We start from the raw sequence: 13,597 nt of genomic DNA, 5'->3' as shown, positions 1-13,597 counted from the left end.
CGCGAGCAAGCTCGCTCCTACAGGGGGTCAGAAGTGGTACTTGACCAGGAAGCTCGCCGTGTCCTGGGTCGTCTTGAACGCGCCGGAATCCTCGATCCCGTACTTGTTCTTCCAGTAGTCGTATTCAAAGCCCACGTACAACTGCTTGTCGCCCCAATGCAGTGCCTTGCCCAAGTCGTATTTGACCTGCGGGTTGAAGTGCAGGTTGGCGTGGTAAGTGCCACGGGCGTTCTTGTCGTTGTCCACCACCCAATCCATAAAGCCGTCGATCAGGATGTCGGAGTTGCCCACCGGCAGGGTGTACGACCATACCGGGGTGATCTGCCATACACCGTCGCCTGGGCGATTGCCTTCGGTCTGGCGCTGGTAGAAGTTCAGCTGGAAGTAGTCGAAGCCCGGGATGTTCAGGTCGAAGCCAGGGCCGAGCAGGTACGACTCGTTGTCGCCTTCGCCGAACTCATACGTGAAGGCCAGCAACACATCCTTGATCGGGCCGAAGGACAGGTCCTGGTCGAAAATCTTACCGAACGACAGTCGCGGGCTGATCTCACCGTAGTACGTGCTTGGGCCGACGTTGCCGTCTTCCTTGCCGTTGTAAAAGATGCGGTCGACGAAGACGAAGTTGTCGCCGTACTTCCAGGCATCGGCATGTTCGAACGTGACGGTTTGCTGGATCTGTGGGTTGACGGTAAAGCTCTTGCCCCACAGATACGTCAGGCTGTTGTTCTGCCACTGCAACAAGTCACCGGCCACGGCCTGGCCGCCGGCCAGCAGGGATCCCGCCAGCATCAGGCCTTTGAACAGAGGTTTCATTCGGTTGCTCCCGAGTTAAAGTTTTATGGTTTTTCTTCTACACAAGCGCTCTGGTGCGGCGCCTTTGGTGGTTACAAAAGTGGTCTGAATGGTCAGCTTTATTGCTACAGCAAGACCCGCGCCAAGGCGGCAAACAACCGTCGATTCAAGCGGGCGCGGAGAATACTGGCTCCCACGTCAGGGCTCAAGTGCGCCGTTACAGCGCGCACAGGGCGACAATGGGGCATGTGTCAGGTGTGGGCGGGGTCGACTACGGGGCGTTCGGCCCCGCCGAGAATGTTGAACAGGATATTCAGCGACAGTGCGCTGAGTGTCGCCATGGCGATGCCGCTGTGGGTGATCGGGCTCATCCACACGGGCAACTGTGCGAAGAACTCCGGGCGCACCACGGGGATCAGGCCCATGCCGATGCTCACCGCCACCAGCAACTGGTTGCGACGGTCGGCGATATCGGCCTCCTGGAGGATCTTGATGCCGGTGGCCGCCACCATGCCGAACATGGCGATCGCCGCCCCGCCGAGCACCGCCGGGGGAATCGACGCCACCAGGTACGCGGCCTTGGGCAACAGGCTGAGCACAATCAGGAAGGCACCGGCCATCATTGTCACCGAACGGCAACGCACGCCGGTCATCTGCACCAGGCCGATGTTCTGCGCGAAGGAGGAGTGGGTGAAGGTGTTGAAGAAACCGGCGAAGAACGACGCACCGGCATCACACAGCAAGCCACGGCGCAGCATTTTCGGCGTGACGTCCTGGCCGGTGATCTTGCCCAGCGCCAGGAACATTCCGGTGGATTCGACAAAGATGATCACCACCACCAGGCACATCGACAGGATCGGCGCCAACTCGAACTTCGGCATGCCAAAGTGCAGCGGCGTCACCACTTGCACCCACGGCGCCCGGGCCAGGCCGCTGAGGTCGACCATGCCGATGGCCCCGCACAAGGCGTAACCCAGGCCCATGCCGATCAGCACCGAGATATTCACCCAGAAGCCGCGCATGAAACGGTTGATCAGCAGGATGGTGGTCAGTACCAGGGCGGCAATTGCCAGGTAAATCGGTGAGCCGAAGGTGGCGGCTGCGCTGCCGCCGCCGGCCCAGTTCACGGCCACGGGGAATAGCGACAGGCCGATTGCGGTGATCACGGTGCCGGTCACCAGCGGCGGAAAAAAGCGCACGATCCTGGACATGAACGGTGCGATCAGCATGCCGAAGAACCCGGCGGCGATGGTGGCGCCGAAGATTCCCTGCAGGCCGATACCGGGCATGCCGGCCATGGCGACCATGCTGCCGACAGCGGCGAAACTGGCGCCCATCATCACCGGCATACGGATGCCCACCGGGCCGATGCCGAATGACTGCACCAGGGTGGCGATGCCGGCTACCAGCAGGTCGGCGTTGATCAGAAAGGCGATTTCTTCACGGCTCAGGCCGGCGGCCTGGCCAATGATCAGGGGGACGGCGACGGCGCCGCCGTACATCAGCAAGACGTGTTGCAGGCCTACCAGAATCAGTTGCAAGAGGGGCAGCCGCACCATGGCGGGCGCGGCAGGAATCTGCGGTTCGACTAACTCGGTCATGCAACACCTCGGATCTTTTTTATTTTTGTGTTGTGTGGAACGCAATCTTCAAAACACTGCAGGTCAAAATGTGGGAGGGGGCAAGCCCCTCCCACATTGGAACTATGTGAATCTGTTAGTTGGTACGCGCCCCCTGATTGATCCATGTGCCAATCAAATCCCGCTCCTGCTGGGTCATCTGGGTGATGTTGCCCAACGGCATGATCTGGCTCGCCACCGCCTGCGCCTGGATGCGCGCCGCCTGTTGCTGGATCTGCGCCGGGGTATCGAACATCACCCCGGCCGGTGCGGTGCTGAACAGCGGGCTGGTGGGTTTGGCCGAATGGCACACGGCGCAACGCTCCTGTATCACCCCGTGGACCTTGTCGAAATCAACCGTCGCCTGGGCAGGCGCAGGTGCAGCCGCGGGTTCGGTCGCCGCAGGCGCGGCGGGTTTCAGGCCACCCCCCAATGCGGTTTCCGGCAACGGTTGGTACTCGATGGCCGCAGGTGCCTTGGCAATCGGTTCGGCCGGCTTGGGCCCGGTCACATACGCCAGGCAAATCATGGCCAACGCACCCACCGGCAGGGTCCACGCATACTTCTGGCTGTTATGCCGCGTGTTGAAGTAGTGCCGCACCAACACCGCCGCCACCGCGATCCCCGCCAGGATCAGCCAGTTGTATTGGCTGCCGTAGGTGCTCGGGAAGTGGTTGCTGATCATGATGAACAGCACCGGCAGGGTGAAGTAGTTGTTGTGCCGTGAGCGCAGCAGACCCTTGGCCGGCAGGGCCGGATCGGGGGTGCGGTTCTCGGCGATCGCCGCCACCAGCGCGCGCTGCGCCGGCATGATGATGCGGAACACGTTACCGACCATGATGGTGCCGATCACCGCGCCCACGTGCAGGTACGCACCCCGGCCGCTGAACACTTTGCTGAAGCCGTACGCGGCGGCAATCAACAGCACGAACAGGATCAAGCCGAGCAGGGCAGGGCGTTTGCCCAGGGCCGAGTCGCAGAGGAAGGAGTAGATGAACCAGCCGGCGAAAAGTGAGCCGATGCCCAGCAAGACGCCTTCGCTGCCACTGAGGCTGCTGCCGGGGGCGAGCAGGTACAGCGTCGGGTTGAGGTAGAACACCACGCACAGCAGCGCGACGCCTGACATCCAGGTGAAATAGGCTTCCCATTTGAACCAGTGCAGGTTGTCCGGCATGGTCGGCGGGGCCAGTTTGTATTTTTCCAGGTGGTAGATACCGCCACCGTGGATCGCCCACAAGTCACCGGACAGGCCGTCCTTGGGGTTGACGCGGTTGAGGTTGTTTTCCAGCCAGACGAAGTAGAACGAAGCGCCGATCCAGGCGACGCCAGTGATCATGTGAACCCAGCGCACGCTGAGGTTCAGCCATTCCAACAGATGTGCTTCCACAGTCTTTACCTCTCGCCTGTCACCCTTGTTGTCGGGTGATCCGGCCTTCTCTTATTGGTGGGGGGCGAGGATCAACCGCTCATCCTCTTTGAAAAAATGCTCATCGCAGTTATTGCCTGTGCCACTGCGATCAACCACCAGGAAGTCATCCCGCTTTTCGATCGTCAGCACCGGGTGGTGCCAGACGCCGCGATGGTAATTGATGCCCTGCCTGCCGTTGGTGACGAAGGCGCGGACCAAGCCTGATACAGGTGCATCGCCAAGTGGCGCGACCACGATCAGAAAGGGGTTGCCGAGCAGCGGAATGAAGGCCTGGCTGCCCAGCGGGTGTCTCTCCAGCATGCACACGGTCAGCGGCATATCCAGCGCGTCGGCGCGGAAGATGCTGATGATCGCGTTGTCTTCAGGCTGTGCGGTTTCTACCGTTGCCAGCTTGTGAAAGCGCATGGTCGACCCGTTGTTGATCATGAAGTGATCGCTGCCGTCGGTTTCGATAACGTCTCCGAAAGGGGCGAAGGCTTCTTTGGTCAGGGGTTCGATCATCAGTGTGCGCATGGCTGTCTTCTTTTCCGAATGCTGTGTTGTTTGATCTGCTTGTTTTTGTAGTGAGCGGGCTTGCCCCGCGCTGGGCTGCGTAGCAGCCCCAAAAGACAGGGCCGCTTCGCGCCCCAGCGCGGGGCAAGCCCGCTCACCACAGGGTTCACCGCTTACTTGGCTACTTTGCCCAAAACCCGCAGGCGGCTCACACCGCCATCCGGGAACACGTTCAGGCGGATGTGGGTGATCGGGCCCAGTGCCTTGATCTGCTCGGCGAAGGTGTGTTCGGCGTGCATTTCCAGTTTCTGCGCCGGCAGCAGTTCGCGCCAGAACAGCGATTGGGTTTCGATCTGGCTGTCGGTGCCGCCCTTCACGAAGGCGCCCTGGATCGAGCAGGTGTCCGGGTAGTTGCCCTTGAAGTGCAGGGTGTCGACGATGATTTTCTCGATTTCGCCGGGGTGGCCCAGGGCGACGATCACCCAGTCATTGCCTGGCGTGCGACGGCGGGCGGTTTCCCAGCCATCGCCCATGTTGACGCCACGGCCTGGGTTGAGGATGTTGCTCATGCGCCCGAAGTGTTCATCGGAACACGCCAGTGCGCGGCCACCGTTCAATGCGGCAGCCAGGTCGATCTGTTCGTTGTCGCCCACTGCCGACCAGTCGCGGAACGGCACGCCGTACACCCGCAGACGGGCCACGCCGCCATCCGGGTAGATGTTGAAACGCAGGTGGCTGAACGCCTGGTCGTTGCTGATCTCGTGGTAGTGGTGGCTGTTGCCTTGCAACTCGACGGCCGACAGGACTTCTACCCACTGGGTGTTGTCGTCAGGCTCGCCCGAGGCCAGGAAGCAGGCTTCCAGGGACGCCGACGGCGGATAGTTGCCGGTGAAGAATGAGGTGTCGATGTCCACGCCCTTGATCGAACCCGGTACGCCCAGGCGGATCACTGCGCTGTCGTAGCCTTCGAAGCGCTTGCGGCGTGACTCCCAGCCGTCCATCCACTTGCCGTTGTCATCGAAAACGCCCTCCTTCCACACGGCCGGGGTCGGCTGGAACAGGCGGTTGGCGTCGGCGAACCAGTCATCTGTCACGGAGATGATCTTGGTGCCCAGGCGGGCGTCGGCCAGGTTGACGAACTTTTCGAAAGGTACGGGTTGCGCTTTCATTCTTCTTGTCTGCCTTAAATAGAGTGGCTGGGGATGGTGGTTTAGAGGGTCAGTAAACGGAACAACGCGATCTTGTTGATCTCGTCCAACGCGCACTTGAACTCGGCATCCACCGAGTTGTGAATGCGCGTTTCGAACGCGGCGAGAATCTGGTGCCGGTTGCTGCCTTTTACCGCCATGATGAAGGGAAACTTGAACTTGGCCTTGTAGGCATCGTTCAGCTCGGTGAAGCGTGAGAACTCTTCGGCCGTGCAGTGGTGAATCCCCGCGCCAGCTTGCTCATCGGTGCTGGCTTGGGTGAGTTGGCCCTGGACGGCAGCTTTGCCGGCCAGGTCAGGGTGAGCGTTGATCAACGCCAACTGACTGGCGTGATCGGCGCTCAACAGGATGTCGCTCATGCGCTGGTGCAGGGTTTCGATCTGGTCGATCGAGGCGTCCTGGCCCAGGTCGAAGGCCTTTTCGGCCACCCATGGCGAATGTTCGTAGATGTCGGCGAAGGCCTGGACGAAGGCGTCGCGGCTCAAGGTCGAGGGTTTCAAGGTCTGGAAGGTGCTCATTTGGCCGCTCCATGGAACGGGTGTACGTCATGCCAGTGGCGGGCGATGTCGACGCGGCGGGTGAACCACACCTGGTCATGGCCCTTGGCGTATTCGATAAAACGCTTCAACGAGGCCAGGCGCGCCGGGCGGCCGATCAGGCGGCAGTGCAGACCGATGGACAACATTTTCGGTGCCTCGCTGCCTTCGGCATACAGCACGTCGAAAGCGTCCTTGAGGTACTCGAAAAAGTCATCGCCCTTGTTGAAGCCCTGCACCTGGGTGAAGCGCATATCGTTGGTGTCCAGGGTGTAGGGGATCACCAGGTGCGGCTTGCCGGTGGGGGTGTTGGGTTCCCAGTAGGGCAGGTCGTCGTCGTAGGTGTCGCAGTCGTAGAGGAAGCCGCCTTCCTCCATCACCAGCCGTCGCGTGTTGGGGCCGGTGCGCCCGGTGTACCAGCCCAACGGACGCTCGCCGGTCAGTTCGGTGAGGATGCGGATGGCTTCGAGCATATGCTCGCGCTCCTGGGCCTCGTCCATGTATTGGTAGTCGATCCAGCGGTAGCCGTGGCTGCAGATCTCGTGGCCGGCGTCGACCATGGCGCGGATCACATCCGGGTGGCGCTGGGCAGCCATGGCCACGGCGAAGATGGTCAGCGGAATGTCGAATGCCTTGAACAGCTTGAGGATGCGCCACACGCCGGCACGGCTGCCGTATTCGTACAGCGACTCCATGCTCATGTTGCGCTCGCCCTGCAGCGGCTGGGCCGAGACCATTTCTGAAAGGAAGGCTTCGGACTCTTTGTCACCGTGCAGGATGTTGCGCTCGCCGCCTTCTTCGTAGTTGAGTACGAACGACAAGGCGATGCGTGCCTTGCCCGGCCAGTGGGGGTGAGGAGGGTTACTGCCGTAACCGATCAGGTCGCGTGGGTAGTCAGCGCTCACTGCAGTCTTCCTTCTTGTTCGTGGTAGCAAGTGTGTGGCGGCCAGCGGAAAGACTGGGTGGCGTCACAGCGATGCGCTGATTGTATACAACTTAATGGTCACTTTGTAAGCCTGTATTTCCGCATTTTTTCCGTGGAGTTGCCGCCGTTCAGCGCTGCAAGAAACTTGCCCGATTGGTCAGTAAACGGACAAAAGGTCTTTTAAAAGCAAGGCTTGCTGGGAAATTCCGTTGAGGATCGAGACGTCGCAGCGTGTGCGAAACTTTGTGATTTTTATTGTGTACAATTTTTATTAAAAGTGTCTTAATCGGCCCATCAGCGGCTTTTTGATGCCCCGTAAAGGTGCAGCCTATTTCACTTCATGCAAGGGAGCCCGCCCCATGGGACGACTGACGACACACGTACTCGACGCAGCCCACGGCTGCCCCGGCAGCGCCATCCAGGTTGAGCTGTACCGCGTCGACGGCGCGCAGCTGGAACTGGTCGCCACTGCGCTGACCAACAGCGATGGCCGCTGCGACGCGCCGTTACTGCAAGGTGATGACTACCGCAGCGGTGTCTACCAATTGCAATTCAGCGCCGGCGATTACTACCGCGCCCGTGGCGTGCAATTGCCGGAGCCGGCCTTCCTCGACGTCGTGGTGCTGCGCTTTGGCATCAGTGCCGAACAGGATCACTACCACGTGCCTCTGCTGATTTCGCCTTACAGCTACTCCACTTATCGCGGTAGCTGAGTCGTCAGCTCGCTTCACACCCCCAAAGCTCTTCGTTGGTTTCGCCCGCGCACACTGCGGGCTTTTTTTTGCCTGCCGGTTTTGCGCTCAACTATGTAGCGCCGCAGTGGTCCGTCCGTTGCCTAGCCTTTTCCTTCCATATACAGGGAGGCGATATGAGCACGGTAACGGACAATCAGTTGGACCCCATCAGAGCCGGGTTGACCCGGCGTATCAACGCAACGGCGCAACCGAGCCGGGTCATCAATGAACTGCACAATGCGGGCCTGCGCTGCGAGGTCACGGCCAAGGGCCTTGGGCAGTTGCTCGACCGTGCGCCACGGATTGGCTCGATCATTCGCCAGGCCTTGCGCGACGCATTCGGTGTCGACCCCGACACCCAGTTGCTCAAGGTGCCCCTGGCGCTTGAGGGCATGCCCCACACGCGGGACTTGGTTGAGGCCAGCCTTGGGCTACTGGCGGCGCGGCAGCAGACGCCCCCGGCCCCCGTCCCGGATGATAGGGCCGGGCAGGCGCTGAGCCAAGCCTTAGGGCCGGACTGGCCCGGTCGCTTCGACACCGTAATGGCCCGCTACTGGGACGGCCTGGCCGCAGACTCATGGCGATCAAGGCGAGCCCGCTGGCATGAGTTGTATCAGGCCTTTCTTGCGAGCCAGGCCGTACTCGCCCATGGCGTGTTCGAGTTGTCGGATCATGGCCTGGACATGGTGCAAAGCCTGCTCGACGCGCCGACGGCCGAAGCGCGCCAACGGGCGGGCGGCGACTGGGCGAGCTTGAACGTATCGTCGCTGTACTGGCCACTGAAAGGCGCGACGCCCGTGGCCTTGAGCGGCGGGTTGCACCTGTACCGTGCGGGCCAGCGTCATCAGCGCCAAGTGATTTTTCTACCGGGGTTGGCCCAGGGATTTCACGAATTCGGCTCCTTGGTCCAATTGCAGGAGGCGTTGCCGGCATTGGTCAGTCGCTACCTGGACGGCTGGTGGCAGCGTTTGCCGCTGCGTCAACGACACGCGGTGCCGGACCTGTTCGTTGCTGAATTTCCCGGGTTCAGCCTGCAGCCGGCAGACCCCATTGAAGACGATGCACTGCAACAGGCCGCCGACGCTTTACTCGCCACCCAATGGCAAAACGAATGGGACACCGTGGCGCAGGTCAACCTGGCCTTGTTGTTTCCCCGGGACGCCATCCGCGGTACCCACGGCAGCCTCGTCGAGCGCTTACGCACGGTTGAGCGGCAGCGGCGGCAGTTGATCCCGCTGCGTCCGTCCTTGCATCGAGCGCTGGAGACTTTGCTTGGCTGGGACGCACACCGATGTCGTGATCACATCCACTTTGCCAGCCTGGCCCGCGAGCTGCCCAAGGGTGCCTGTGAACAGACGGTGGCGCGTTATGAGCAAGGCTTGTTGGCGCTGCTGGACCCTGCCGATGCCAGCCAAGAGACCCCAGCCTGGACGCAGATGCAGGTGCTGCATCAGCAATGGCAAACCCATCAATCCCAGGCATTGGCGATGCTGGAGGCGCATGAAGCAAGCCTTGGCGACCTGGATTTCTGGAGTCGAAAAGTCGCGGGGCAACCGCCCAGGGGCGTCCTGTTATTGCGGGCCCGGCGCGGCGCGCTCGAGAGCGAGGCACGGTTGCAGTGCCACCTTAAATTGATCAGCGAGGGCCAGCAGCAACAGGTCGCGCAGGGCATGGTCAATCCCGGCGCCACGTGGGTAACGGGGGTTGTGATTGAACACCAGCGCCTGCTGGGCGCGCTGGTTATCTGCACGGCTGAGGCCGTCCAGCAACCGGTGATGTTGTATGTGCCTGGACGGCAGGGAGGGCTTCAGGCGTTTGCATCGCTGGCAAGGTTGTCCGAAGCACTCAGCGCCAGCTTCAAGGCGATCGACCGTTCGCCGCTGTGGGATTGTCTGCATCGCACCCAGCGCAGTGCCGTCCTGGCCAAGGTCCGAGCGTTGAAGGTCGACGAGCCGGTGAGCGTCGAGTATCCGCAGATCGACGGCGACGGCTTGCTGCTGGCGATCAAAGAGCAGATTAAGGGCTTCAATCAGCTCGACCATCTGTTGGCAGCCGGCGAGCCCGTGTTCAGCGAAGTCAGTGATCCGTCGTTCGCCAGGCTGGCGCTGGCGGATGAGGCGGTCAACAGTCTGCAGGTGCCACCTTGCGAGGCGTTTGAACAGGCCCTCGCCAGCGTGCAACTACTGCGGCTTGCCGCTGCCGAGCGAAAGCGGCTTCCAGCCTGGCTGGAGACCGCGCAGGCTTGGCCGCGCAAGCGTTATCGGCGCCTACAGGCGTCATCCCTGCGCAGTTGGCAGGCGCTGGAGTCAGGCGTATTCGAGCGTTTGCCGGCACTGACGGTGTTTGCCCGCGACGCGTTGATCAAGCGGCTGCAAGATGACGGTTTTTACCCTGGGTTGGATATTGACCAGCCGCTGTTGGACATGCCCGATGATGTCAGCGCCCATTGGGTGGGGCATCCAGAGCGGGCGGTGGGGGAGTCCGGCGCGAAAATCGTGGTCAGCCAGGAGCGGCAGACCTACAGCCTGTTGCAATTGGCGTTGCATAACCTTGATGCGAAAGCGCCCTGGGCACGTTGGCGGCTGCAGAAGGCCCATTATCTGCAGCCAGCCTGGAAGGATCGCCTCAGCCCCGACTACTTGCTGGCCACGCTATCGAGGCTGGACCTCGCACAGCGCTATGCTCAACAGATTCGCCAGGCGTTTTATGGCGACCCCCACAGCGACGATCCACAGACCCTGCGACCAGCATTGCTGCGTGCGTTCAAGCAGGCGGCGCAGTGGCATCTGTTCAGCGCCGCCAACAGTGGCCTGAGCGCGCCCGGCCAGCGTTTGTTCGCGCTGGCATTGGCGGCGCAGAGCCGTGCCGATCTTGAGCGTGACGGCCACAGCGTGCAGTTGTGCACGGTCAGGCTGGAGGCGCTGACACTGCCGGCGCCACGGCATATCGCCGGCGTGGTGGTGATCATTGACGAGGTGGATGATCGCTGCGTGCTGTATTGGCCTGACAGCCCTGAACAACCGAGCATTACCGAATACAGCGGCCTGGCAGAGGCCCGCACGGCGTTGATCGGGCTGGCCTCGACGCCGGGCGCAAAGGCTGCGCTGGCCCAAGGGGTTGCCCCGGGGTGGGAGGCTGATGGCCTCGCGGGGTACCCGAACGACCTGCGTGTTGAGGTCGGTTGGATGGAAGGGCTGCTCCGTTATGCCCTGGGTTCCGACGTGTTTCATCTGGCGCGCTGGTTTAACCGCAGTCGAGTGTTTCCGGCCAAAGACTTGAGTGCGATTGAGGCGGAAATTGACGAGCAGCGCACTCATTCCCCAGACAATTGGTTAGGCATCACTCCCACCGAGGGCAATCACCTGCTTGAGCTACTCGCCCACTCCCGCGTATTGACGGCGCAACGCCAGGCTTATAGCCAGTGCAACTCCGATGACGAATTGAAGGTGTACCGCGCGTGGCGTCTCGGCGAGCAGGCCGATACACGGTGGCGAGGGCTGTTGTCATTCGTGCCGGTGCTGGGGTTGGGGATCAAGCTGTATGAAGTGTTATTGGCTGCGCGGCGGCTTCATCAGCAGCATTCACCTGAAGGAATTTTCGAGTTGGTGACCAGCGTGCATATGTTCGTGCTCGAAGTGGCCATGACGTTGCTCCCCGTGCGGGGTTCCCGAGCCGGCGCCAAGCCGCAGGCGCCCAATATGAGCCGGGTCTTGCAAAGGCTGCATCGTCAGCAGCACTTGGCGGCCGGCGGCAGTTTTTTCATGCGTACCTCATTGCCCGCCAAACGGTTCAAGGGCTTGGAAGGCTACCGCAGTCCGAGCGCAGCAGGCGATGGCATCGCGCTAGGCGGGCGCAACAAAGGCAGCTACCTCAAGGATGGCGAACAATTTGTGGTGGACGGCAGGGACCACTATCCCGTTTATCGTCGGCCGGGTGAGTCTGCTTTGCGTCTGAAAAACCGACAACGCCCAGGAGAAAATGAATGGCTGCTGCAGATCGACGAACCTCGACAGTGGCTGCTGGGCGCCGATGCTCCCGAACCGCAGCCGGGGCCCAGTACGGCGTTGTTCCGGCCCTGGGAGCGGCCTGCACCCGGCACGTTCTGGGCTGTTCGCTCACGCCCGACGGCGGAGCGCGTACGCAGCCAGCCGGTGTTGACCGAGAGCTATTGGCAGGCCTGGGGGCACGAGGTGCCCGGAGTCTCGCCGCAGGTGTTGTCGGCGTCCAAACGCTTGTACCGGGTGTATGGCGAGGCGCCTTTCGATGCCGTGAAGCTGGGGGAGAACTACTTCGAGATAGTGCCCGGTGGCCTGCACGCGCCCCATGATGTGGTCTTTGTAAAAAGCCCCAGGGCCCTGGCCCATAACGCAATGGATGACCTTGACCGCTGGTTGGGCGTCAGTCTGGGTGAACAGCCCATTCCCTTCGTCTATGGCGCAGACGGCCGCTGGACGCCTCATCAACCCCTGTTCAATCGCCCCTTGGCGGAGTCGGTCGGGGCTGTTTTTCCAGGCCTGACCCAGGGGAGTCGGCGTTTCGCCGTGCAGCGTCTGGTGGAAGTGGCCGACAGCAGCCGCTCGATGACAGCGACGCGGTTGTTGAACCTGCGCACCACGCTCGACGATTGGCTGCCCGCCGTGCCGCGAGCGGCGGGGTACACCGATGACTTGCTGAAAATGCTCCGGCCGATCGAGTTAGAGGGCAAGTTCAGTGTGAATATCAGCGTAGATGGCTTAGGGCCTGGGTTTGAGCGGGTGGACTTCCTGGTGCCTTTTAGGCTGGAGCCGCGTCTGCTGGACAAGCGCACAGCGCCGGCCTCAAGCAAGATCATCGTTGCTCAGAATGCAGTCAGGCAGGTGTTGGAGCGTCAGGGGTTTCACCTGGAAACGGTGCCCAAGGGCAATCGCGGCGACTTGAACAACTTTATCGTCACGCACCCTAAATCCAACAACGTATATTTCATCCTTACGCGTTGGACGGATTCGAGCAGCATTCCGTTGTCGTCCAATAGGATCTTGCAGTTATCTGACGTGTGGTTCGACCGCAAGCTCGCCAGCCGGGGCAGCCAACGCAGTGTGCAATACGAAACCGTCAAGAAGGCCATCAAAGAACGTCGCCTGGTCCGGCTGGTGGGGGGCATTCAGCAGGACACGCGCGGGTCGACGTTCACGGTGTTTTTCAGCCGCGTGGCCGGGTTGGACTGACCCCGACGCACCCGCGCCGGGGCTGGCAGGCTCAGCGGCTCAATAGCGAGGCCGCGCCCGCACCACTGAACAGCCCGGCGCTGATGCGGTTGAACCAGCTCTGGCCTTTGCCGCTGCGCAGGTAGCGCGCGGCACCGTGGGCACCCAGGCCGTAGGCCAGCTTGCACAACAGGTCGAGCACGGTCCAGGTGGCGATCATTATCAGCAACTGCGGCAGGAACGGCTGCTGGCTGCTGAGGAACTGCGGCAGGAACGCGGCAAAAAACAGGATGTCCTTGGGGTTGCTGGCCCCCAGCACGAAGGCGCGGCCGAACAGCGCGCGAAAACGCGGCACCGGCGCCGCCTCCGGGACGGTCGCGCCGTGGGACGGCTGGCGCGATTGCTGCCAGCTCTGCCAGGCGAGGTAGAACAAATAGAGCGCGCCGACGATCTTCAACGCGCTGAAGAGTTGTTCCGAAGCGAGCAGCAATGCGCCCAGACCCAGGGCCGACGCGCTCAACAGGCAGATCGAGGCAATCACCCCGCCGAGAAATGCCGGGTACGAGCGGCGCAGGCCGTAGTTCAGGCTGTTGCTGATCATCAGCAACGACAGCGGCCCCGGGATCAGGATCACCACCAGCGCAGCGCCGCTGAACAGCAGCCAGGTTTCCAGACTCAT

General features: G+C 61.8%; 10 protein-coding genes. 2 read left to right on the top strand and 8 right to left on the bottom strand.

Annotated elements, in window-relative coordinates:
- Window positions 1–27: 27 nt before the first annotated feature.
- From BFP99_RS26600 to puuE, 7 genes are all read right to left on the bottom strand, one after another.
- Window positions 28–813, bottom strand: a complete 786-nt coding sequence (locus BFP99_RS26600; protein ID WP_065927236.1) for an outer membrane protein OmpK — start codon at window positions 811–813, stop codon at window positions 28–30.
- Between the two features lie 230 nt (window positions 814–1,043).
- Window positions 1,044–2,393: a nucleobase:cation symporter-2 family protein gene (locus BFP99_RS26595; RefSeq protein WP_065948615.1), complete on the bottom strand. Its 1,350-nt coding sequence runs from the start codon at window positions 2,391–2,393 to the stop codon at window positions 1,044–1,046.
- 115 nt (window positions 2,394–2,508) lie between these two features.
- Complete coding sequence (locus tag BFP99_RS26590) at window positions 2,509–3,798, bottom strand: urate hydroxylase PuuD (protein ID WP_065927238.1); 1,290 nt, start codon at window positions 3,796–3,798, stop codon at window positions 2,509–2,511.
- 51 nt (window positions 3,799–3,849) lie between these two features.
- Entirely contained in the window at window positions 3,850–4,353 is a 504-nt protein-coding gene (locus BFP99_RS26585; RefSeq protein WP_027603915.1) for an ureidoglycolate lyase, read from the bottom strand.
- 152 nt (window positions 4,354–4,505) lie between these two features.
- Window positions 4,506–5,501, bottom strand: a complete 996-nt coding sequence (gene alc, locus BFP99_RS26580) for an allantoicase (protein ID WP_065948614.1) — start codon at window positions 5,499–5,501, stop codon at window positions 4,506–4,508.
- A gap of 41 nt (window positions 5,502–5,542) precedes the next feature.
- A complete protein-coding gene (gene uraD / locus BFP99_RS26575) occupies window positions 5,543–6,058 on the bottom strand; it encodes a 2-oxo-4-hydroxy-4-carboxy-5-ureidoimidazoline decarboxylase (protein WP_065927240.1) in 516 nt (171 codons plus the stop codon).
- Window positions 6,055–6,981: an allantoinase PuuE gene (gene puuE / locus BFP99_RS26570; RefSeq protein WP_065927241.1), complete on the bottom strand. Its 927-nt coding sequence runs from the start codon at window positions 6,979–6,981 to the stop codon at window positions 6,055–6,057. Before puuE ends, uraD begins: the two co-directional genes overlap by 4 nt.
- A gap of 379 nt (window positions 6,982–7,360) precedes the next feature.
- Here puuE and uraH point away from each other — a divergent pair, with 379 nt between their 5' ends.
- Window positions 7,361–7,714, top strand: a complete 354-nt coding sequence (uraH, locus tag BFP99_RS26565; protein WP_065927242.1) for a hydroxyisourate hydrolase — start codon at window positions 7,361–7,363, stop codon at window positions 7,712–7,714.
- 155 nt (window positions 7,715–7,869) lie between these two features.
- Entirely contained in the window at window positions 7,870–12,939 is a 5,070-nt protein-coding gene (locus BFP99_RS26560) for a dermonecrotic toxin domain-containing protein (protein WP_065948613.1), read from the top strand.
- A 31-nt stretch (window positions 12,940–12,970) separates the two neighbouring features.
- Here the strand turns inward: BFP99_RS26560 and BFP99_RS26555 are convergent, their stop codons facing one another.
- On the bottom strand, window positions 12,971–13,597 hold the full coding sequence (locus BFP99_RS26555; RefSeq protein WP_065926605.1) for a LysE family translocator: 627 nt from the start codon (window positions 13,595–13,597) through the stop codon (window positions 12,971–12,973).

It is taken from the genome of Pseudomonas sp. 1 R 17 (genome assembly GCF_900067035.1).
In the GTDB taxonomy this organism is placed as follows: Bacteria; Pseudomonadota; Gammaproteobacteria; order Pseudomonadales; family Pseudomonadaceae; genus Aquipseudomonas; species Aquipseudomonas marginalis.
This window is presented reverse-complemented; position numbering and strand designations above follow the sequence as displayed.

Bases quoted from the DNA above. Each gene is read 5' to 3' on its own strand.
- uraH (WP_065927242.1), top strand. From the start codon at position 7,361: ATGGGACGACTGACGACACACGTACTCGACGCAGCCCACGGCTGCCCC.
- uraD (WP_065927240.1), bottom strand. From the start codon at position 6,058: ATGAGCACCTTCCAGACCTTGAAACCCTCGACCTTGAGCCGCGACGCC.
- alc (WP_065948614.1), bottom strand. From the start codon at position 5,501: ATGAAAGCGCAACCCGTACCTTTCGAAAAGTTCGTCAACCTGGCCGAC.
- BFP99_RS26585 (WP_027603915.1), bottom strand. From the start codon at position 4,353: ATGCGCACACTGATGATCGAACCCCTGACCAAAGAAGCCTTCGCCCCT.
- BFP99_RS26595 (WP_065948615.1), bottom strand. From the start codon at position 2,393: ATGACCGAGTTAGTCGAACCGCAGATTCCTGCCGCGCCCGCCATGGTG.
- BFP99_RS26600 (WP_065927236.1), bottom strand. From the start codon at position 813: ATGAAACCTCTGTTCAAAGGCCTGATGCTGGCGGGATCCCTGCTGGCC.
- BFP99_RS26555 (WP_065926605.1), bottom strand. From the start codon at position 13,597: ATGAGTCTGGAAACCTGGCTGCTGTTCAGCGGCGCTGCGCTGGTGGTG.
- BFP99_RS26560 (WP_065948613.1), top strand. From the start codon at position 7,870: ATGAGCACGGTAACGGACAATCAGTTGGACCCCATCAGAGCCGGGTTG.